A 21,097-nucleotide genomic window follows, 5' to 3' on the forward strand; every position below is an offset into this window, starting at 1 on the left:
TGATCCTTGCATGGTGAATGCTTGATCTAGAGCGTTTGCGGCTATCATCTAGCCCTTTGCACCTGACGACGGACCGCCCGATGCCCAGCAGCACACGCCTTCTGCCCCTCTATCTGATCGCCTGCTTGTTCGCCCTGATCGGGCTCGGGTCGCTCTGGTACGGGCTTGGCAAGCCTGTGCACCTGCCCGATGCGGCCAGCCCTACACACAAATTGCAGTGCGCCTCCTATACGCCGTTCGACAAGGACCAGTCGCCGTTTGACCACCCCTTCCGCTTGCGTCCGGCCCGCATGGACGCGGACCTTGCGCTGCTGGCCGAGCGATTTGAGTGCATCCGCACCTACTCGATGACCGGTCTCGAGGCGATTCCGGGCCTGGCGCGCAAACATGGGCTGAAGGTGATGCTTGGCGCCTGGGTCAATGCCAACCCGGTGGACACCGATAAGGAAGTCGACGCGCTGATTGCCTCGGCCAACGCCAATCCGGATGTGGTCAGCGCCGTGATCGTTGGTAACGAGGCATTACTGCGCAAGGAAGTGACCGGCGACCGCCTGGCTGGCTTGATCGCTCGGGTCAAAAGCCAGGTGAAGGTACCGGTGACCTATGCCGACGTCTGGGAATTCTGGCTGCAGCATCCGCAGATAGCACCGGAGGTGGATTTTCTCACCATCCACCTGCTGCCCTACTGGGAGGACGACCCCCGCGGCATCGACGATGCCTTGGCCCATGTGGCCGATGTGCGCCGACAGTTCGGCGCACGCTTTGCCCCCAAGGACATTCTCATCGGCGAGACCGGCTGGCCCAGCGAAGGGCGCCAGCGTGAAACCGCCACACCAAGCCGAGCCAACGAAGCACGCTTCATCCGTGGTTTCGTTGCATTGGCCGAAGCCAACGGTTGGCGCTACAACCTGATCGAAGCCTTTGACCAGCCCTGGAAGCGCGCCAGCGAGGGAGCAGTTGGCGGTTACTGGGGGCTGTACGACGCCGACCGTCAGGATAAGGGCGTGCTCGAAGGACCGGTGAGCAACCTGCCGTACTGGCCGCAGTGGTGGCTGGCAGGTGTGCTGCTGTTTGCGGCCACCTTGCTGCTGGCTGGACGACCTGGCAATCGGCACGCGGCCACGCTGCTGCCGCTGCTGGCCGCGCTGGGCGCGGCAAGCCTGGGGTTGTGGGGCGAGCTGGTGCGCACGAACGCACGCTTCACCGGCGAGTGGGTGTGGGCAGGATGGCTGGCCGGGCTCAACCTGGTAGTGCTGGCCCATGGCGCGCTGGCACTGGCCGCTCGCGGCGGCTGGCGCGAGCGTCTGTTCGCCTGGCTGGAACGTCACGCCCGATGGTGGCTGCTGGCGGCGGGTTTCGCGGCGGCGGTGAGCATGCTGGCGATGGTGTTCGACCCGCGTTATCGCAGCTTCCCAACGGCGGCACTGGTGCTGCCGGCAGTGGTCTACCTGGCGCGCCCCGTGGCGGCGCCCAGGGCTGAGATCGCGTTGCTGGCGCTCATTGTAGGGGCCGGGATCGCACCGCAGTTGTTCATAGAAGGAGTGAACAATGTCCAGGCGTGGGGCTGGGCGGTTGTCAGCGCGGCGATGGTCGCAGCGTTGTGGCGCAGTCTGCGCAAAAACCAAGAGGTGCCTTCACGGTAAACCCGCTCCCGCAACGCCCGCGGTGATTCGTACGGGAGCGGGTTTACCCACGAACAAAATCCCGGGTCTAGTTCGCAGGCTGCCGAACCAACCGCAACCCCGCCAGCACCACCGCGAATACTGCAATGCTCGCGGTATACAACACCAAAGCAGGAATCCCGAACAACAGCCCCAGCACCGCCAGCCCCCACCCGCCCCGCCCCGGCACCCACTGCGCCAGCAGCGAAATACCCAGCGCGCCCCAGGCCAGCACCTGATGATGGATGCCCAATCCCAGCAACGAGCGGGCCTGGCATTGCCAGTACCCCTGCGCCGCGCTGCACAGCCCGACCCAGCGGGCATCCTCCATCAGCCCGTAACGCACTCCATAGCTGGCCGCCAGCCACGCCGACAGCAACAGCAGGAACAGGGCGATGGGCAACGAGCGGGCCATGGGAACTCCAACGGGTTGAAAACAAACGCCAGCATAAACGCCCGTGCCTACCTTGCAAGGCAAAATCCGCGCATGACGGCTATGTTCCAAGGATGACCGTTTGCCGCGCCGTAGACTGTCGCGGCAACATCTGGCACGACAAAGAACACTGCGGCAGGCAACTTTGCCCTGCCTATCATGGTCCTAGGTAGCGATTTGCCTTACGTACTTTCTTGGGGGATCCCATGCTTCGACCCTTGTGCCTCGTCGCCTCGCTCTGCGGCCTGCTCCTGGCCACAGCCGCCTCGGCGCGGGATATCGACGCCGCGAGCTATGGCTATCCGCTGACCAATCCGTTCGAGGCCACCATCGCCACCACGCCGCCAGAGCAGCGCCCGACGCTGCCCAACGACGAGGACATCAGCCAATCCGACTACAGCCTCAACCTGCGACCGGAGCGAGCCTTCACGCTGCCGGACAACTTCTGGCCCGTGCGCAAGCTCAAGTACCGTCTGGCCCGCCAGGATCACGAAGCACCGCTGATCTTCCTCATCGCCGGCACCGGCGCGCCCTATTCCAGCAGCATCAACGAATACCTCAAAAAGCTCTTCTACCAGGCGGGCTTCCATGTGGTGCAACTGTCCTCGCCCACCAGTTGGGACTTCATGAGCGCTGCCTCGCGCTTTGCCACGCCGGGCGTGAGCAAGGACGATGCCGAGGATCTGTATCGCGTCATGCAGGCCGTGCGTGCCCAACACCCGCGCCTGCCGGTGAGCGAGTTCTACCTCACCGGGTACAGCCTCGGAGCCCTCGACGCAGCCTTCGTCAGCCACCTGGACGAGACCCGGCGCAGCTTCAACTTCAAGCGGGTGCTGCTGCTCAACCCCCCGGTCAACCTCTACACCTCGGTCAGCAACCTGGACAAGCTGGTGCAAACCCGGGTCAAAGGCATCGATCGCAGCACCACGTTCTATGAGCTGATGCTCGAAAAGCTCACCCTGTACTTCCAGCAGAAGGGCTACATCGACCTCAACGAGGCGCTACTCTACGACTTCCAGAAGTCGCGCCAACACTTGTCCAACGAGCAGATGGCCATGCTGATCGGCACCTCGTTCCGCTTCTCGGCGGCCGACATCGCCTTCACCTCCGACTTGGTCAACCGCCGTGGTCTGATCACTCCGCCGAAATTCCCGATCACCGAAGGCAGCAGCCTCACGCCGTTCTTCAAGCGTGCGCTGCAGTGCGATTTCGAGTGCTACATCACCGAGCAGGTGATCCCGATGTGGCGAGCCCGCACCGATGGCGGCAGCGTGCTGCAACTGATCGACCAGGTGAGCCTCTACGCACTGGCCGACTACCTGCGGGAGAGCCCCAAGATCGCCGTGATGCACAACGCCGACGACGTCATCCTCGGCCCTGGCGATATCGGCTTCCTGCGCAAGGTGTTCGGTGATCGCCTGACGCTCTACCCTCATGGCGGCCATTGCGGCAACCTCAACTACCGCGTCAACAGCGATGCGATGCTGGAGTTCTTCCGTGGTTAACAAATTGCTGCTCGTCACCGCCCTGCTCGTCGCCGGCAACGCCCTGGCAGCCGAGACAGCGCCCCGCACCAGCGTGGTGGAAGCCGACAAGGCCGACTCCCCGACGGTCGAGCCCGACGGCTTCCTCGACCCGCTGCGCGAACTGAAATTCAACCCAGGGCTCGACCAGCGCGAGTTCGAACGCTCCACCCTGACCGCGCTGAATGTCTATGACCCGCTGGAGTCGATGAACCGGCGCGTGTATCACTTCAACTACCGCTTCGACCAGTGGGTGATGCTGCCGGTGGTCGACGGCTATCGCTACGTCACTCCACGCTTCGTACGCACCGGGGTAAGCAACTTCTTCAACAACCTGGGCGATGTGCCCAACCTGTTCAACAGTCTGTTGCAACTCAAGGCCAAGCGCTCGGCCGAGATCACCGCACGTCTGATGTTCAACACCCTCATAGGCGTAGGTGGGTTGTGGGATCCGGCGACCAAGATGGGCCTGCCGCGCCAGAGCGAAGACTTCGGCCAGACCCTTGGGTTCTATGGGGTGCCTGACGGGCCTTACATCATGCTGCCGATCCTGGGGCCGTCGAACCTGCGCGACACTGCCGGGCTGGCGGTGGACTATGTGGGTGAACGGGAGGCGAACTTCCTCAATGTTGCCGATGCCAGCAGCGATCACCCGGAAATCACTGTGCTGCGGGCAGTGGACAAGCGCTACACCACCAACTTCCGCTACGGGCAGCTGAACTCACCTTTCGAGTACGAGAAGGTGCGCTACGTATACACCCAGGCACGCAAGCTGCAGATCGCCGAGTAGATCCTTCACCCCTTCGCGGGCAAACCCGCGCCCACACGTAGGAAACTGGTGGGCGCGGCCCTCGTCGGCATCAAGGCGGATTCAACCCCAGGAATTGACACAGTTCCCGCCGCTTGGCCAAAGCATCTTTACGCCCAAGCTCGATCAGTTCACTGCAATAGCTGGCCTCGAACAACAAGTAGCTCAACACTCCCGCGCCACTGGTACGGGTCGCCCCCGGCCCACGCAGGAACAGACGCAGCGCCGCCGGCAGTTCGCGGCGATGGCGCGCTGCGATTTCGTCCAGCGGCTGACTGGGCGCTACCACCAACACATCGATCGGTGCCAGACCCAGGCGCCGGGCATTGAGGTGTGCCGGCAGCAGGTGGCTGAGGTGGTTCAGGCGTTGGAGCAGCTCGATGTCATCCTCGAGGCTGTCGATGAACGTGCTGTTGAGCATGTGCGCGCCGATTTGCGCAAGGCTGGGCTGCTGGCCACTGAATACCCGCTGGTTTGGCATCGGTGCCGAAGGCCGCTGCGGGTTGCCACTGACCCCTACCACCAGCACCCGGCTGGCGCCAAGATGCAGCGCTGGGCTGATCGGCGCCGACTGGCGCACCGCGCCATCGCCGAAGTACTCCTCGTCGAGCTTGACCGGGGCGAACAGCAACGGAATCGCCGAGCTCGCCAACAGGTGCTCGATGGTCAGGGAAGTCGGGACGCCAATGCGCCGATGGCGCAACCAGGGCTCGATGGTGCCGCGCCCCTGATAGAACGTCACCGCCTGGCCGGACTCATAGCCGAAGGCAGTGATGGCCACCGCCCTGAGTTGCTCGGCAGCCAGGGAATGGCCGATTCCATCAAGATCCAGATGTGATTGCAGCAGGCCCCGCAAGGGGCTGCTGTCGAGCAGCGCCACCGGGACCTGACCGCCGACCCCCAACAAATTGTGGCTGACGAAGCGGCTGGCCTGGCGGATGACACCGGGCCAGTCGCTGCGCAGCACAAGGTGGCTGCGAAAGTTCTGCCAGAAGGTCGTCAGCCGCTGTACCGCCTCGGTGAAGCGCGTAGCCCCGCTGGCCAGGGTGACGGCGTTGATGGCGCCAGCCGAGGTCCCGACGATCACGGGGAACGGGTTGGCCGCGCCCGGCGGCAGCAACTCGGCGATACCAGCCAGCACCCCCACCTGGTAGGCAGCACGGGCGCCGCCGCCGGAGAGAATCAGGCCTGTGGTGGGGAGTGGCGCCATCGTTGTCACTCGCGATCAGCGCTTTTTCTTGTCATAAAGCCGCGGCTCTCCCGGCGGACGCGACTTGAAACGCCGGTGGGCCCACAGGTACTGCTCCGGACATTCCCGCAGCACACCTTCGACCCATTGGTTGATACGCAGGCAATCGGCCTCTTCGGTCTCGCCGGGGAAGTCCTCCAGTGGTGGGTGAACGACCAAACGATAGCCGCTGCCATCCTCCAGGCGCTTCTGGGTGAAAGGGATCACCCGGGCCTTGCCCAGGCGGGCGAACTTGGTGGTCGCCGTGACGGTTGCGGCCTGAATGCCGAACAACGGCACGAAGATGCTCTGCTTGGCGCCGTAGTCCTGGTCCGGCGCGTACCAGATGGCGCGGCCGCCGCGCAGCAGCTTGAGCATGCCGCGCACATCGTCGCGCTCCACCGCCAGCGAATCGAGGTTGTGGCGCTCGCGACCACGGCGCTGGATGTAGTCGAACAGCGGGTTACCGTGCTCTCGGTACATGCCATCGATGGTATGGGCCTGGCCCAGCAGGGCGGCGCCGATCTCCAAAGTGGTGAAATGCACAGCCATCAGGATGGCACCCTGCCCCTCCCGCTGGGCGGCCTGCAGGTGCTCAAGGCCCTCGATATGGGCCAGGCGTGCCAAACGCGGCTTGGGCCACCACCAGCTCATGGCCATCTCGAAGAAGGCGATGCCGGTCGAAGCGAAGTTTTCCTTGAGCAGATGTTGCCGTTCGTCGCGCGACAGCTCCGGAAAACACAGCTCCAGGTTGCGCGCGGCAATACGCCGGCGCTCACCGGCGACCCGGTACATCAGCGCGCCCAAGGCACGGCCCAAGGCCAACAGGGCACGGTATGGCAACTGGGCGACCAGCCACAGCAGGCCAAGGCCCAACCAAAGGCCCCAAAATCGTGGGTGAAGAAAATACGGACGAAAACGCGGGCGTTCCATTGAAGCTTCCGGCAAGACAAAGGTGGCCATTCTACATCGGTTCGGCTGCGGTTGCGGCCAACGGGTCTTATCGTTATAAGTCAGGGCACTTTTTTCGCAACAAGCCGTCTATGCAGACCATGAGCCTCAACCCGACCTCCGATACCGCACCCGTCTTCCAGCTCAAAGGCAGCATGCTTGCCATCACTGTGCTGGAACTGGCGCGCAACGACCTCGAAGCCCTCGACCGGCAACTGGCGGCGAAAGTGGCCCAGGCCCCCAATTTCTTCAGCAATACCCCCTTGGTACTGGCCCTGGACAAGCTGCCGGCCGACTGTGGGACGATCGACCTGCCCGGCTTGATGCGCGTCTGTCGCCACCATGGCCTGCGTACCCTGGCCGTGCGCGCCAGCCGAATCGAGGACATCGCCGCGGCGATCGCCATCGATCTGCCCGTGTTGCCGCCCTCCGGTGCGCGTGAGCGGCCATTGGAGCCGGAGCCCGAGGTGAAGAAACCCGAACCCGCACCAGCTCCGCCACCACCACCGGCCGAACCGGAAGTGCGCCCCACCCGCATCATCACGACGCCGGTACGCGGCGGCCAGCAGATCTACGCCCAAGGCGGCGACCTGATCGTCACTGCCTCGGTCAGCCCCGGCGCGGAACTTCTCGCCGATGGCAACATCCATGTGTACGGCGCCATGCGCGGTCGCGCGCTTGCAGGCATCAAGGGCAACACCCGGGCCCGTATCTTCTGCCAGCAGATGACGGCGGAGATGGTCTCCATCGCCGGTCAGTACAAGGTGTGCGAAGACCTGCGTCGCGACCCGCTGTGGGGGGCTGGCGTGCAGATCAGCCTGTCCGGCGATGTGTTGAACATCACCCGTCTTTAACGGATACTTGCCGGCATTTTTAGCGCAACTTTTTTCCCGTTGCCGTTTTTTGTATTTGCAGGGACACGCGTCCCGTTTATTTAGGGGTGAAACACCTTGGCCAAGATTCTCGTGGTTACTTCCGGCAAGGGGGGTGTGGGCAAGACCACCACCAGCGCCGCTATCGGTACCGGCCTCGCACTGCGTGGCTACAAGACTGTCATCGTCGACTTCGACGTGGGCCTGCGTAACCTCGACCTGATCATGGGCTGCGAGCGCCGCGTAGTGTATGACTTCGTCAACGTGGTCAACGGCGAAGCCAACCTGCAGCAAGCCCTGATCAAGGACAAGCGCCTGGAAAACCTGTTCGTGCTGGCTGCCAGCCAGACCCGCGACAAGGACGCCCTGACCCAGGAAGGCGTCGAGAAGGTCCTGATGGAGCTCAAGGAGTCCTTCGACTTCGTTATCTGCGACTCCCCGGCCGGCATCGAGAAGGGCGCTCACTTGGCGATGTACTTCGCCGACGAAGCCATCGTGGTGACCAACCCGGAAGTTTCCTCGGTTCGTGACTCCGACCGCATGCTGGGCATCCTGTCGAGCAAGTCGCGCCGCTCCGAGAACGGCGAAGAGCCGATCAAGGAACACCTGCTGATCACCCGTTACCATCCTGAGCGCGTCGAAAAGGGCGAAATGCTCAGCATCGCCGACGTCGAAGAGATCCTGGCGATCAAGCTCAAGGGTGTGATCCCTGAATCCCAAGCCGTGCTCAAGGCCTCCAACCAAGGTATTCCAGTGATCCTGGATGACCAGAGCGATGCCGGTCAGGCATACAGCGACACTGTCGACCGCCTGCTGGGCAAAGAGAAGCCACTGCGGTTCATCGATGTGCAGAAGCAAGGATTCTTCGCGCGCCTGTTTGGAGGCAAGTAAACCATGAACCTTTTTGACTTCTTTCGTGGCAGACAGAAACAAAGCAGCGCGTCGGTAGCGAAAGAGCGTCTACAGATCATCGTGGCGCACGAACGCGGCCAGCGTAGCGAGCCGGACTACCTCCCAGCCCTGCAGAAAGAACTGCTGGAAGTGATCCGCAAGTACGTGAACATCGGCAGCGACGACGTGCATATCGAGCTTGAGAACCAGGGTAGCTGCTCGATCCTGGAGCTGAACATCACCCTGCCCGATCGCTGATCCAGCTATTTCGGGTCGCCCCTGTGGGAGCGGCTTGTCCGATGATCGTGCCAGCCCAGGCTGACGCAACCATTGGACAAGCCGCTCCCACAGTGCTTTCCAAAGAGACTTTGCAATGCCGCTGTCGAACGTCCAGATCCTCCATGAAGACGCTGCCATCCTGGTGGTCAACAAGCCGACACTGTTGCTGTCGGTGCCAGGTCGCGCCGAGGACAACAAGGACTGCCTGATCACCCGCCTGCAGCACAACGGCTATCCTGATGCGCTGATCGTTCATCGACTGGACTGGGAAACTTCCGGGATCATCCTGCTGGCCCGCGATGCCGACAGCCACCGCGAGCTTTCGCGACAGTTCCATGACCGCGAGACCGAAAAGGCCTACACCGCGTTGTGCTGGGGTCAACCGGCGCTGGACAGCGGCAGCATCGATCTTCCCCTGCGCTACGACCCACCGACCAAACCCCGTCATGTGGTGGACCACGAACAGGGCAAGCATGCCCTGACCTTCTGGCGCATCCTCGAGCGTTGCGGCGATCACTGCCGGGTGGAGCTGACCCCAATCACCGGGCGCTCGCACCAATTGCGCGTGCACATGCTCTCGATCGGCCACCCACTGCTGGGCGACCGCCTGTACGCCAACCCCCAAGCCCTGGCCGCCCACGATCGACTGTGCCTGCATGCGAGCATGCTGAGCTTCACCCACCCGGTGACGGGCGAGCGGTTGAAGTTCGAGTGCCCGGCACCTTTTTGAGCTACAAGCTTCAAGCGACAAGTTGCAAGAAATAGCCAAAGCGGATGGCGTGGAACTTGCCCAAGCTGCCGCTCTTGCTTGAAGCTTGCAGCTTAAAGCTTGAAGCTCGAACCGGAGTGAGTTATGCGCGATTCCCTGAATGCTGGCCTGATCGATTTCCTCAAGGCCTCCCCAACGCCTTTTCATGCGACCGCGAGCCTCGCCCAACGCCTGGAGGCCGCCGGCTATCAGCGCCTGGACGAGCGCGACAGCTGGGCGACGGTGCCGGGTGGCCGCTATTACGTGACCCGCAACGACTCCTCGATCATCGCTATCAAGCTGGGCAAGCAATCGCCATTGCTCGGCGGTATCCGCATGGTCGGCGCCCATACCGACAGCCCGTGCCTGCGCGTCAAGCCGCAGCCTGAACTGCAGCGCCACGGTTTTCTGCAACTGGGCGTCGAGGTCTACGGCGGCGCGCTGCTCGCGCCTTGGTTCGACCGCGACCTGTCGTTGGCCGGCCGGGTCACCTTCCGTCGCGACGGCAAGGTCGAGAGCCAACTGGTGGACTTCAAGCTGCCGATCGCGGTGATCCCGAACCTGGCTATCCACCTCAACCGCACCGCCAACGAAGGCTGGGCGATCAACCCTCAGCTCGAACTGCCCCCCATCCTGGCCCAGGTGGCCGGTGACGAGCGCGTGGACTTCCGGGCCCTGCTCACCGAGCAATTGGCCCGCGAGCACGACCTCAATGCCGACGTGGTGCTGGATTACGAGCTGAGCTTCTACGACACACAGGATGCTGCGCTGATCGGCCTCAATGGCGACTTCATCGCTGCTGCCCGCCTGGACAACCTGCTTTCCTGCTATGCCGGTCTGCAGGCCCTGTTGGCGGCGGACAGCGACGAAACCTGCGTGCTGGTATGCAACGACCACGAGGAAGTCGGTTCCTGCTCAGCCTGCGGCGCCGACGGTCCAATGCTCGAACAGACCCTGCAGCGCCTGCTACCCGATGGCGACGACTATGTGCGAACCATCCAGCGCTCGCTGATGGTCTCGGCCGACAACGCCCACGGCGTGCACCCCAACTATGCCGACAAGCACGACGGCAACCATGGGCCGAAGCTCAACGCGGGCCCCGTCATCAAGGTCAACAACAACCAGCGCTACGCCACCAACAGCGAAACCGCAGGCTTCTTCCGCCACCTGTGCATGGCCGAGGAAGTGCCGGTGCAGAGCTTCGTGGTACGCAGCGACATGGGGTGTGGCTCGACCATCGGCCCGATCGCCGCCAGCCATCTGGGCGTGCGCACGGTGGACATCGGCCTGCCGACCTTCGCCATGCACTCGATCCGCGAGCTATGCGGCAGCCATGACCTGGCGCACCTGGTGAAGGTGCTCACCGCGTTCTACCGTAGCCGCGAACTGCCCTGAGTGGCCCAAGGGCCGCTTTGCGGCCCTTTTCCCGGCATCGCCAGCACCCACCGATGCCCTGTCGGCATGCTCGATGCCTGTCCTTGATCAATCTCGCCTGCGTCCCGAGCCGCTATGCTTAAAGCATGGCCCTATCTTTCAGAAGGATTCCTGTCCATGACGTTCCTGTCGCTGTTCCTGCCGGTCTTCCTGTTCCTGCTGCTGCTAACCATTGGTTTCAGCCTGCGCGAACGCAATATCGGCGTGCTGATGATGTGGATCGGAACCCTGGGTATCTTCGGCCTCACTTGCTGGAAGATCCTGGAGCAACTGCCCTCATAAACCTCTACACTCGGTCAATCGTTTGACCTGAGGTAGATTTCCCGGTGCCTGCACTCCTGCGTTGCCTGTTCCTGCTGTTGTTCCTGTTCATCACCCCGGTCCAGGCCGCGGGCCTGCCAAGTCTGCTCGGATCGAGCGCGCCAGCGCAGCCGGAGGCGACCGAGCCTTTGGGCAAGTCGCTCGATGAGGTGATCAAGAACCTGGAAAACGACCAGCAACGCGCCAAGCTGCTGGCCGACCTGAAAAAACTGCGCGATGCCACCAAACAGTCGCAACCGACCGTCGAACAGGGCGTGCTCGGGCTGATCGGCGGCGCGTTGCACGACCTGGAAAAGCAATTCAGCGGCGACGCCAGCCCATTCCGGCGCTGGTCCCTGGAAATCGACCAGGCCCAGCAGGAGCTGGCGGCCCTGATCGTTCCCGTGCATCAATGGCCGGCGATCCTGTTCGGCTTCGCGGCGATCATCGCGGTCTGGAGCCTGCTGGCGTATGCCTTCAACTGGATCGGCCATCGCGTGCGCCTGCGCTTCGGCCTGACCGAAGAACTGCCCCAACACCCGCGCACCTGGGACTTGGTCCGCTTTGCCTTGCGCAAGCTGGGGCCTTGGATGGTTGCACTGGTGTTCACGGTCTACCTGAGCTTCGCCCTGCCCTCTTCCCTGGGCAAATCACTGGCCATGGTCCTGGCCTACGCCTTGGTGGTCGGCACCCTGTTCTCGGCGATCTGCGTGATCGCCTTCTCACTGCTCGACGGCCCACACCGTCATCGCGCCCTGTACATCCTGCGCCATCAGGCGTTCCGCCCGCTGTGGCTGATCGGCAGCTTCGCTGCGTTCGGCGAGGCGATGAGCGACCCGCGCATGACGACCGCCCTGGGCAGCCACTTGGCCCATGCCCTGGCAACACTGGCCAATGTGGTGGCGGCGATGTGCACCGGCCTGTTCATCCTGCGCTTTCGCCGCCCCATCGCTCACTTGATTCGCAACCAGCCGTTGTCCCGACGCCTGACCCGGCGAACCCTGAGCGACACCATCGAGATCCTCGGCAGCTTCTGGTTCGTACCGGCGCTGCTCTTGGTAGCTGTCTCGTTGTTCGCCACGTTCGTCTCGGCCGGTGACACCAGCACGGCCCTGCGCCAGTCGCTGATGTGCACCGTGCTGGTGGTGGTGTGCATGGTGCTCAACGGCCTGGTGCGTCGTCACGCGGCCAACCCCAAGCGCGCCAACCGACGCCAGGAGGTATACGCCGAGCGCCTGCGCAACTTTGGCTACGCTCTGGTGCACCTGTTCATCTGGTTGGTGTTCATCGAACTGGGCCTGCGGGTCTGGGGGCTGTCGATGATCAATTTCGCCGAGGGCGATGGCCATGAAGTGAGCATGCGCCTGGTGGGTCTGGCAGGAACCATGATCGCAGCCTGGCTGGTGTGGATCCTGGCCGACACGGCGGTACACCACGCTCTGGTGCGCTCACGCCGGGGCCTGGCCAACGCTCGCGCACAAACCATGATGCCGCTGATCCGCAACGTGATGTTCGTGGCGATCTTCATCATCGCAGTGATCGTCGCCCTGGCGAACATGGGCATGAATGTCACTCCGCTGCTCGCCGGTGCCGGTGTCATCGGCCTGGCGATCGGTTTCGGCGCCCAGTCGCTGGTAGCCGATCTGATCACCGGCCTGTTCATCATCATCGAGGACTCCTTGGCCATCGATGACTATGTGGATGTCGGTGGTCACCTGGGCACGGTCGAAGGCCTGACCATACGCACCGTGCGGCTGCGAGACATTGACGGCATCGTGCATACGATTCCGTTCAGCGAGATCAAGAGCATCAAGAACTACTCGCGCGAATTCGGCTATGCGATCTTCAGGGTGGCCATTCCCCACAGCATGGCGATCGACCAAGCGATCACCTTGATTCGCGAGGTCGGGCAGAAGCTGCGCAACGACCCGCTGATGCGGCGCAACATCTGGTCCCCTCTGGAGCTGCAGGGGGTAGAGAGCTTCGAATCAGGGTCGGCTATCTTGCGGGCGCGGTTCAAGACGGCGCCTATCAAGCAATGGGAGGTGTCGCGGGCATTCAATCTGGCCTTGAAGCGCCAGCTCGATGAAGCCGGGCTGGATCTGGCGACGCCACGGTTGTCGGTGCAGGTGGTGACGGCGGGTGGAGGCACGACCGCCGATTGATACTCATCTGAGTACGACAGGGATGCCGCCATGCCTGGCGGCTTTTCCGATACGTCAAACAGCGCTTTCCGACTAGCAGTCAGCCATACAGCCAAATCAAGCTGATTCTTCACTCCCCTCTGGGGGTGGCGAAAAATCAACATGATCAAGGTAACTGCAAGTTGGGACACATAGACTTTTCACTTCATAACGGAACGCCTACGGTCACCGTCCGAGACAACCGAGGATTAGGCATCCGCGATATCGCTTATCATCGCCATCCCGATACACCCGAACAACTCGACGAACGCATCACCCGCCACCGGTTTAACGCCCTTGCGCAGCTTGAGCAAAGCATCGATCCTCGCCTCCATGAACGCCAAGCCGTGGACGCGACGACCCAACCCAATTACAAATTTCATAATTCGCTGACGGGCGATGTCCTGCGTAGCGACAGTGCCGACGCGGGCGTCACGCTCTCGCTCAACGATGTTCACGGCCGCCAGTGCCTGAGCATTGGCGCCACAGGCGTGCTCCATCGCTGGCACTATGAAACCCCACCGCTTGCAGGGCGATTGCTACACGTGAGTGAGCATATCGCCGAAGCAAATCCGCGCATCACAGAACGCTTGGTCTGGGGCGACAACACCCAGACTGCGAAGGATCAGAATCTTGCAGGCCGATGCGTGCGCCACTATGACACGGCAGGTTGTTGGCAGATGGACAGCGCCGGCTTGGCCGCAAGCGTACTTTCCGCCACCCAAAAGTTGCTGGCGGAAGGCACCGAAGCCGATTGGCAGGGAGAAGACGCGGCAGTCTGGGACAAGCTACTAGCACCGGATGCGTTCACGACCTCATATCGTATCGACGCGACGGGAGCTTCCATCGAGCAACGCGATGCGCTCGGCCATACCCAATGCCAGGCCTATGACATAGCGGGCATGCTGCGTAGCACTCGGCTGATCATGAAAGGTGGAACGACGCGGGTTATCTTGAAGGCTGTGGAATACTCCGCGTTCGGACAAAAGCTGCGGGAAGAACAGGGCAACGGCGTCATTACCACCTACACCTACGAACAGCGGACTCAGCGCCTCCTAGGCAGCAAGATCGAACGACGTGCCGGGCGCAGCGAGGCGAAAGTCCTGCAAGACATACGGTACGAATATGACCCAGTCGGTAATATCCTGAGTGTGCACAATGATGCGGAGGCGACGCGGTTCTGGCGTAATCAGAAGATCGTACCGGTCAATCGCTATGCATATGACAGCCTCTATCAACTGATCTCAGCCAGCGGCCGTGAAATGGCCGATATGCCCCGCCAAGGCCCTAAGCCTCCCTCCCCCACCATTCCACTCCCGACCAACGACGGGGCCTACACCAACTACACACGTCGTTACCAATACGATCGCGCTGGCAACCTGACGCGTATCTCACACAGCGCACCCGCCTCCAACAACAGCTATACCCTGGACATGACAGTGTCCAACCGCAGCAATCGGGCGGTATTGCATACTCTCGCCGACGATCCTGCCAAGGTCGATGCCCTCTTCGATGCAGCGGGCAATCAGTTACAACTGCAACCTGGCCAATCCCTTCATTGGACACCGCGCGGGCAGCTCGGCAAGTTCGTGTCACAGGCAGGTGATGACAGCGCTGTTGACCAGGAAAGCTATCGCTACGGTGCAGACGGCCAACGGATCGCCAAATACAACTCCCAACAGGCAGGCGCCCAAACGGGATACGTACTTTATTTGCCAGGGTTGGAGGTGCGCGCCCGTTTCAGGGACGATGCGATAAAAGAACTGCTTCACGTGATCACCATCGGCGAAGCCGGTAATGCTCAAGTGCGATTACTGCACTGGGAAACCGGCACACCGCCAAGTGTCAGCAATGACTCGCTGCGCTACGGCTATTCCAATCTCATAGACAGCGTCGGGCTCGAACTCGATAGCGACGGTCAAATCATCAGCTATGAAGAGTACTACCCCTACGGCGGCTCTGCGGTATGGGCCGCTCGCAGCCAGACAGAAGCCGATTACAAGACCGTGCGTTATTCAGGGAAAGAACGCGATGGCACGGGGCTCTATTATTACGGTCACCGGTATTACCAACCCTGGGTCGGGCGCTGGCTCAGTGCAGACCCTGCCGGTACGGTCGATGGACTTAATCTTTATCGAATGGTACGAAACAACCCCATTGCCTTAAAAGACAACAACGGATTGAATGCCGAAGGGTATTACCATGAGTTCCAAGCGCTGAAGAGCGCACCCAGTATGATCCGTAACACCAGGCTTCAAATTCAAGATTATATGCGAAGCCAAACCGAAAGCCGGATTATTTACGTGTTGATGTCGATCGTTTTGGAAGCGCTCGCTACGACCATTGGCATGGCCGGCGGCCTCCTGGGCGGTGCGGCGGGAGGGGCTATAGGAGGCGCTGTAGGAGGGGTTATCGCCAACGTTCCAGGAGCCGCTGTAGGCGCAACCTGGGGGGCTAGCGTAGGAGGGCTCGTCGGGAAAACCGTTGTAAAGAAAGCGGCAGAGAAAATACTCCCGCAGGCTGAGTTGACGCCAGACCTCGACATGACAAAAAAAATAAACGAAACGGCCGAAGGCGGCCTTGGGCATAAAATCAAACATTTCCTAGAAAAAGAAATAACCATGGAAAAGCTCCGTGAAAAAATAACCGATGATCAAATGACCAACGATGCAAACAAAGTGGCGACAGGCGTGGGTTTACCACAATGCCCTCTTACCCTTCCCGTATCAAAAGCGATAAAAGTCGCCACAGAAGTGGAAAAATCAATAACCGTTACCACAAAACATGCAGTAGCCGGGGCAATACCTGCTCAAGTAGAGAATGCAAAAGGTGCCCTTCATGCCATTTACTCAAAGATAGACGCGCAATTCGGTAAGCTCAGCAGCATGCGCAGCCGTAAAAGCCTGTTGAGGCCGTTCATACCCGATGGCCCACGAGAGCTTTCCATTACATTGAATAATGACCCGTTCAACCCTGATGCATGGGTGGGAAGATCGGAGGTCGAGAAGCCTTACCAGGCAGCCTTGGCCGAACTGGATAAACTTAACGAACTGTACGTTAAGTACGAAAAAAAATTTCGTACTTAAGCGATCTCAACAACCGGCCCCGCCGGTCTGCTGCATGCAAGACCGGCGGTACCCCAATGCCTGAACTCACCCCGCCTCAGCCCGAATCCGTATCGCATCATGACGCCAATATTCCAGGTCACAGTCGATCAGATGCCCATGCTGGTCGCTGTTGACCCGGGTGACATGTAACCCCGGACTACCCGCCGAGACCTTGAGGGCTGCGGCAGCCGGAGCCGGCAACGCGGTCGGCAGGATCTCGAAGCATACCCGGCCATAAGCGATCCCATAGGCTCTGGCATAGATCTCGGTCAGCGACTGACCAAGATCCAACTCCAGGATCCCAGGAAAATACCTAGGGTTCAGGTAATGCTCGGCATACAGCACCGCGCGCCCGTCGATACGCCGCAAGCGGCAGATCTGCACCACGCTGGACAACGCCGGCAAGCGCAACCGCGCACAGATCGCCGCCGAGGCCGGTTGCAACCGAGCAGACAGCAGCTCGGTACTGGGCACCCTCCCCTGCTCTCGGACCATGGCATGGAAGTGGCTGCGCTCGATCAGGTCATAAGTCAGCCGCTCCGGCGCCACGAACCAACCCCGCCGCTCCTCGCGATAAATCAGCCCCTGTGCCTCCAGCTGCACCAAGGCCTCGCGCAGGGTGATACGTGTGGTGTCGAACACCTCACTGAGCTTGCGTTCGGCCGGCAGCTTGCCGCCCGGCGCCAGCAGACCGTGTTCGATCTGCTCCTGCAGGGCATGGCAGATGGCTGTTACCGCGCGCGGTGGCGTCGAGTGCATCAAGGTTACCTGTATGGACTAGTCCAGCCCCAATGTTGGGCAATTGGAGAATAGTGCAAGCCTAGGGAGGGCTGATGAACATCCTGTGACAAAGACTACCAGTGCTGGCCTGGGAAACGAGCAAGGCCTTGCGAATAAAGGCCTGCGATCTGGTCTACGCTGTAGTGCCAGGGCCTGCATCGCAGGGTTGCGGGCCTGCTCGTACATCAAACTGTCACGCAACCGGCCTACCTTGGCTCGAGGATTGCTGACCTAGACCAAAGGTTCGCAAACGAACGGTTTTCCTACAACAACACTGCAAGGCCCCACCAAAGGAGCTTCGGATGAAAAAGTTCTTCATGGCGTCACTGCTGGGCTCGGCCATCGCCCTGTGCACCTCGGCCATGGCCGCCGATACCGATCTCAAGGCCCTGGAAGAGGCCGCTCGCAAGGAAGGCACCGTCAATAGCGTGGGCATGCCCGATGCCTGGGCTAACTGGAAAGGCACCTGGGCGGACCTTGCCAGCAAATACGGGCTCAAGCACAGCGACACGGACATGAGCTCGGCCCAGGAGATCGCCAAGTTCGATGCCGAGAAGGACAACGCCAGTGCCGACATCGGTGACGTGGGCGCCGCCTTCGGCCCCATCGCCGCCACCAAAGGTGTGACCCAACCGTACAAACCCAGTACGTGGGATCAAGTTCCAGAATGGGCCAAAGACAAGGATGGCCACTGGGCCTTGGCCTATACCGGTACCATCGCGTTCATCATCAACAAGGACCTGGTCAAGGAAAGTGAACGCCCGAAAACCTGGCACGACCTGGAAAAAGGCAAGTACAAGGTCGCCATCGGCGACGTAGGCACCGCCGCCCAGGCCGCCAATGGCGTGCTCGCCGCAGCCATCGCCTACAAGGGCGACGAGAGCAACCTGCAACCCGGCCTGCAACTGTTCACCAAACTCGCCCAGCAAAAGCGCCTGTCGCTGGCCAACCCGACCATCCAGACTCTGGAAAAAGGTGAAGTGGAAGTCGGCGTGGTATGGGACTTCAACGGTCTGAGCTACCGGGAGCAGATCGATCCCAAGCGTTTCGAGGTGCTGATCCCGTCCGATGGCTCAGTGATCTCCGGCTACACCACTATCATCAACAAGTACGCCAAGCACCCCAACGCGGCCAAGTTGACGCGTGAGTACATTTTCAGTGACGCCGGCCAGACCAACCTGGCCATCGGGCACGCCCGTCCGATTCGCGCCGAGCACCTGAAGCTGCCGGCCGAGGTGCAGGCCAAGCTGCTGCCGAACGAGCAGTACAGCGCCGCCCAACCGATCAAGAATGCCGAGGCCTGGGAGGCCACTTCCAAAAAGCTGCCGCAGATGTGGCAAGAGCAAGTGATCATCGAGATGGAATAAAAAGCTTCAAGTGCCAAGCTGCAAGCTTCAAGTCAAAGCAGGTGATCGACATGCCTGCTTCTTCTTGTCGCTTGTAGCTTGCAGCTTGCAGCTCCACTGGGAGCCACCATGCAACACAACGTCATCCTGGTCCTGCTCGACGGCCTCAACCATCAGGTGGCCCACCACGCCATGGGTCATCTGCATGCCTATGTCGAGGCCGACCGTGCCGCCCTGTACCGCGTAGAGTGCGAGCTGCCATCGCTGTCACGCCCGCTGTACGAATGCATTCTCACCGGTGTCCCGCCCATCGACAGCGGCATCGTGCACAACAACATCAATCGTCTGTCCACCCAGCGCAGTGTCTTCCACTATGCCCGAGAAGCGGGCCTAGGGACCGCGGCGGCGGCATATCACTGGTTTAGCGAGCTGTACAACCGCTCGCCCTTCGACCCGTTGCGCGACCGTCACACCCACGCGCCGAAGCTGCCGATCCAACACGGCCTGTTCTACTACGCCGACCACTACCCTGACTCGCATTTGCTGGCCGATGCCGAATACCTGCGTCGGCGCCATGCGCCGAACTTCCTGCTGGTCCATCCGATGAACATCGATGACGCCGGGCACCGCCATGGCCTGGACAGCAGCCAGTACCGCAATGCCGCTCGCAGCGCCGACATCCTGCTGGCCGACTACCTACCGCTGTGGCTGCAGGAGGGCTATCAGGTGCTGGTGACCGCCGACCATGGCATGAACAACGACCGCTCGCACAATGGTTTGCTGGCCGAGGAGCGCGAAGTGCCGTTGTTCGTGTTCGGCGAGGCATTCAGCCTGGACCCTGCGGCCACGCCCCTGCAGACCGAATTGTGCGGCACGATCTGCGAGCTGCTCGGCGCGCCGCATGACAAGCCAGTCTGCCGGGAGCTGCTCAAGTGAATGCCAGCCAACGTGGCCGCTACCTGGCCCTGCTCTGCCTGCTCCCGTTTGCCGTGTTCTTCATTGTTTTCCAGATCGCGCCCTTGGCCTGGGTGGCCATCAACAGCCTGCAGAGTGAAAGCGGCTGGGGACTTGCCAATTTCAGCAAGGTCTTCGCCTCGAAGTTCTACTTGCAGGCGCTGCAACGCAGTCTGGAAATCAGCTTCTGGTCGAGCCTGTTCGGCATCGTCATCGCGACCCTCGGCGCCTACTCCCTGCGCCAGGTGGATTCACGCTTGCGTGATTTCGTCAGTGCCTTCGCCAACATGACCAGTAACTTCGCTGGCGTACCGCTGGCCTTCGCCTTCATCATCCTGCTCGGCTTCAACGGCGCCCTGACCCTGCTGCTCAAGCAGGTGGGCCTGCTCGAGGATTTCAGTATCTATTCCAAGAGCGGCCTGATCCTGGTGTACACCTACTTCCAGATTCCCCTCGGCGTGCTGCTGCTCTACCCGGCTTTCGACGCCCTGCGGGAAGACTGGCGCGAGTCGGCAGCCCTGCTGGGTGCCAGTCATTGGCAGTTCTGGCGGCACATCGGCCTGCCGGTGCTGGCTCCGGCGTTGCTGGGCACGTTCGTGATCCTGCTGGCCAACGCTCTGGGCGCCTACGCCACCGTCTACGCCCTGACCACCGGCAACTTCAACGTACTGCCGATCCGCATCGCCGCCCTGGTGGCCGGTGACATCACCCTGGATCCGAACCTGGCCAGCGCCCTGGCCATGGTGCTGGTGGGGCTGATGACATTGGTCACCGTGGTCCATCAATGGCTGCTCAAGAGGAGCTACCATGCGCGCTGAACCTCGAACCAGCCTCTATCACCGGGTCGTGGTGTACCTGTTGTTCATCATCCTGCTGTTGCCGCTGGCCGGCACCCTGCTCTACTCCTTGGCCACCAGTTGGTCGGCGAGCCTGCTGCCCAGCGGCCTGACCTTCAAGTGGTACCTGGCGTTGTGGAGCGAGCCGCGCTTTCTCGCGGCCTTCGGCCAGTCGCTGCTGGTGTGCGTAGGTGCGCTGGTGCTATCGGTGGTGCTGATCCTGCCTTTGCTGTTCGTGGTGCATTACCACTTTCCGCGGCTGGACGCGCTGATGAATATCCTCATCCTCCTGCCGTTCGCCGTGCCACCGGTGGTGTCTTCGGTGGGCCTGCTGCAGCTGTATGGCAGCGGCCCGATGGCCATGGTCGGTACGCCTTGGATCCTGATCGGCTGCTACTTCACCATCGCCCTGCCCTTCATGTACCGGGCGATCACCAACAACCTGCAGGCGATCAACCTGCGCGACCTGATGGACGCCGCCCAACTGCTCGGTGCCAGCACCTGGCAGGCAGCGTTCCTGGTGGTGCTGCCGAACTTGCGCAAGGGCCTGATGGTGGCACTGCTGCTGTCGTTCTCCTTCCTGTTCGGCGAGTTCGTCTTCGCCAACCTGCTGGTGGGTACACGCTACGAGACCTTGCAGGTGTACCTGAACAACATGCGCAACAGCAGCGGCCATTTCAACAGTGCACTGGTAATCTCCTACTTCGCCTTCGTGCTGGTGCTGACCTGGGTCGCCAATCGCCTGAACAAGGACAAATCCTGA

At 61.6% G+C, this 21,097-nt stretch carries 19 protein-coding genes; 15 read left to right on the forward strand and 4 right to left on the reverse strand.

Annotated features, from left to right (window positions below; genetic code table 11):
* Positions 1 to 80 precede the first annotated feature (80 nt).
* A complete protein-coding gene (locus J5X93_RS19660; RefSeq protein ID WP_102082281.1) occupies positions 81 to 1,643 on the forward strand; it encodes a glycoside hydrolase family 17 protein in 1,563 nt (520 codons plus the stop codon).
* Positions 1,644 to 1,710: 67 nt separating this feature from the next.
* Here the strand turns inward: J5X93_RS19660 and J5X93_RS19665 are convergent, their stop codons facing one another.
* Complete coding sequence (locus J5X93_RS19665; RefSeq protein WP_043206640.1) at positions 1,711 to 2,076, reverse strand: hypothetical protein; 366 nt, start codon at positions 2,074 to 2,076, stop codon at positions 1,711 to 1,713.
* A gap of 224 nt (positions 2,077 to 2,300) precedes the next feature.
* On the opposite strand from J5X93_RS19665, the gene mlaY reads away from it, so the two are divergent.
* Positions 2,301 to 3,599 carry a lipid asymmetry maintenance lipase MlaY gene (gene mlaY, locus J5X93_RS19670; protein ID WP_043206642.1) on the forward strand — a complete coding sequence of 433 codons (1,299 nt, stop codon included), beginning with the start codon at positions 2,301 to 2,303 and terminating at the stop codon, positions 3,597 to 3,599.
* Positions 3,592 to 4,407 (forward strand): MlaA family lipoprotein, encoded by an 816-nt coding sequence (locus J5X93_RS19675; protein ID WP_090343639.1) that lies wholly within the window; start codon positions 3,592 to 3,594, stop codon positions 4,405 to 4,407. Before mlaY ends, J5X93_RS19675 begins: the two co-directional genes overlap by 8 nt.
* A 70-nt stretch (positions 4,408 to 4,477) precedes the next feature.
* Here the strand turns inward: J5X93_RS19675 and J5X93_RS19680 are convergent, their stop codons facing one another.
* Both J5X93_RS19680 and J5X93_RS19685 read right to left on the reverse strand, forming a co-directional pair.
* Complete coding sequence (locus tag J5X93_RS19680) at positions 4,478 to 5,635, reverse strand: patatin-like phospholipase family protein (RefSeq protein WP_043206644.1); 1,158 nt, start codon at positions 5,633 to 5,635, stop codon at positions 4,478 to 4,480.
* Between the two features lie 15 nt (positions 5,636 to 5,650).
* Complete coding sequence (locus tag J5X93_RS19685; protein WP_043206646.1) at positions 5,651 to 6,586, reverse strand: lipid A biosynthesis lauroyl acyltransferase; 936 nt, start codon at positions 6,584 to 6,586, stop codon at positions 5,651 to 5,653.
* Between the two features lie 110 nt (positions 6,587 to 6,696).
* Here J5X93_RS19685 and minC point away from each other — a divergent pair, with 110 nt between their 5' ends.
* The 8 genes from minC (at position 6,697) to J5X93_RS19725 (ending at position 16,397) form a co-directional block, all read left to right on the forward strand.
* On the forward strand, positions 6,697 to 7,458 hold the full coding sequence (minC, locus tag J5X93_RS19690; protein WP_043206647.1) for a septum site-determining protein MinC: 762 nt from the start codon (positions 6,697 to 6,699) through the stop codon (positions 7,456 to 7,458).
* Between the two features lie 96 nt (positions 7,459 to 7,554).
* Positions 7,555 to 8,367: a septum site-determining protein MinD gene (gene minD / locus J5X93_RS19695; RefSeq protein ID WP_043206649.1), complete on the forward strand. Its 813-nt coding sequence runs from the start codon at positions 7,555 to 7,557 to the stop codon at positions 8,365 to 8,367.
* A 3-nt stretch (positions 8,368 to 8,370) separates the two neighbouring features.
* Entirely contained in the window at positions 8,371 to 8,625 is a 255-nt protein-coding gene (gene minE, locus J5X93_RS19700; RefSeq protein WP_043206650.1) for a cell division topological specificity factor MinE, read from the forward strand.
* A gap of 115 nt (positions 8,626 to 8,740) precedes the next feature.
* Positions 8,741 to 9,376 (forward strand): RluA family pseudouridine synthase, encoded by a 636-nt coding sequence (locus tag J5X93_RS19705; RefSeq protein WP_043206651.1) that lies wholly within the window; start codon positions 8,741 to 8,743, stop codon positions 9,374 to 9,376.
* A gap of 123 nt (positions 9,377 to 9,499) precedes the next feature.
* On the forward strand, positions 9,500 to 10,789 hold the full coding sequence (locus J5X93_RS19710) for a M18 family aminopeptidase (RefSeq protein WP_043206652.1): 1,290 nt from the start codon (positions 9,500 to 9,502) through the stop codon (positions 10,787 to 10,789).
* Between the two features lie 156 nt (positions 10,790 to 10,945).
* A complete protein-coding gene (locus J5X93_RS19715) occupies positions 10,946 to 11,110 on the forward strand; it encodes a hypothetical protein (protein WP_167358066.1) in 165 nt (54 codons plus the stop codon).
* A gap of 44 nt (positions 11,111 to 11,154) precedes the next feature.
* Positions 11,155 to 13,293 carry a mechanosensitive ion channel family protein gene (locus J5X93_RS19720; RefSeq protein WP_043206653.1) on the forward strand — a complete coding sequence of 713 codons (2,139 nt, stop codon included), beginning with the start codon at positions 11,155 to 11,157 and terminating at the stop codon, positions 13,291 to 13,293.
* 161 nt (positions 13,294 to 13,454) lie between these two features.
* The gene (locus tag J5X93_RS19725) at positions 13,455 to 16,397 is read left to right on the forward strand and encodes an RHS repeat-associated core domain-containing protein (RefSeq protein ID WP_250033935.1); all 2,943 of its coding nucleotides are present in this window, start codon (positions 13,455 to 13,457) and stop codon (positions 16,395 to 16,397) included.
* 66 nt (positions 16,398 to 16,463) lie between these two features.
* Here the strand turns inward: J5X93_RS19725 and phnR are convergent, their stop codons facing one another.
* On the reverse strand, positions 16,464 to 17,177 hold the full coding sequence (phnR, locus tag J5X93_RS19730; protein ID WP_102082282.1) for a phosphonate utilization transcriptional regulator PhnR: 714 nt from the start codon (positions 17,175 to 17,177) through the stop codon (positions 16,464 to 16,466).
* 323 nt (positions 17,178 to 17,500) lie between these two features.
* On the opposite strand from phnR, the gene J5X93_RS19735 reads away from it, so the two are divergent.
* From J5X93_RS19735 to J5X93_RS19750, 4 genes are all read left to right on the forward strand, one after another.
* Positions 17,501 to 18,565, forward strand: coding sequence for an ABC transporter substrate-binding protein (locus tag J5X93_RS19735; RefSeq protein WP_090343631.1), 1,065 nt, complete (start codon positions 17,501 to 17,503; stop codon positions 18,563 to 18,565).
* A 108-nt stretch (positions 18,566 to 18,673) separates the two neighbouring features.
* On the forward strand, positions 18,674 to 19,480 hold the full coding sequence (locus J5X93_RS19740; RefSeq protein WP_043206656.1) for an alkaline phosphatase family protein: 807 nt from the start codon (positions 18,674 to 18,676) through the stop codon (positions 19,478 to 19,480).
* Positions 19,477 to 20,316, forward strand: a complete 840-nt coding sequence (locus J5X93_RS19745; RefSeq protein WP_043206657.1) for an ABC transporter permease — start codon at positions 19,477 to 19,479, stop codon at positions 20,314 to 20,316. Before J5X93_RS19740 ends, J5X93_RS19745 begins: the two co-directional genes overlap by 4 nt.
* Positions 20,306 to 21,097 carry an ABC transporter permease gene (locus tag J5X93_RS19750; protein WP_043206658.1) on the forward strand — a complete coding sequence of 264 codons (792 nt, stop codon included), beginning with the start codon at positions 20,306 to 20,308 and terminating at the stop codon, positions 21,095 to 21,097. Before J5X93_RS19745 ends, J5X93_RS19750 begins: the two co-directional genes overlap by 11 nt.

It is taken from the genome of Pseudomonas sp. BYT-1 (assembly GCF_023611805.1).
Classification (GTDB): Bacteria; Pseudomonadota; Gammaproteobacteria; order Pseudomonadales; family Pseudomonadaceae; genus Aquipseudomonas; species Aquipseudomonas guariconensis.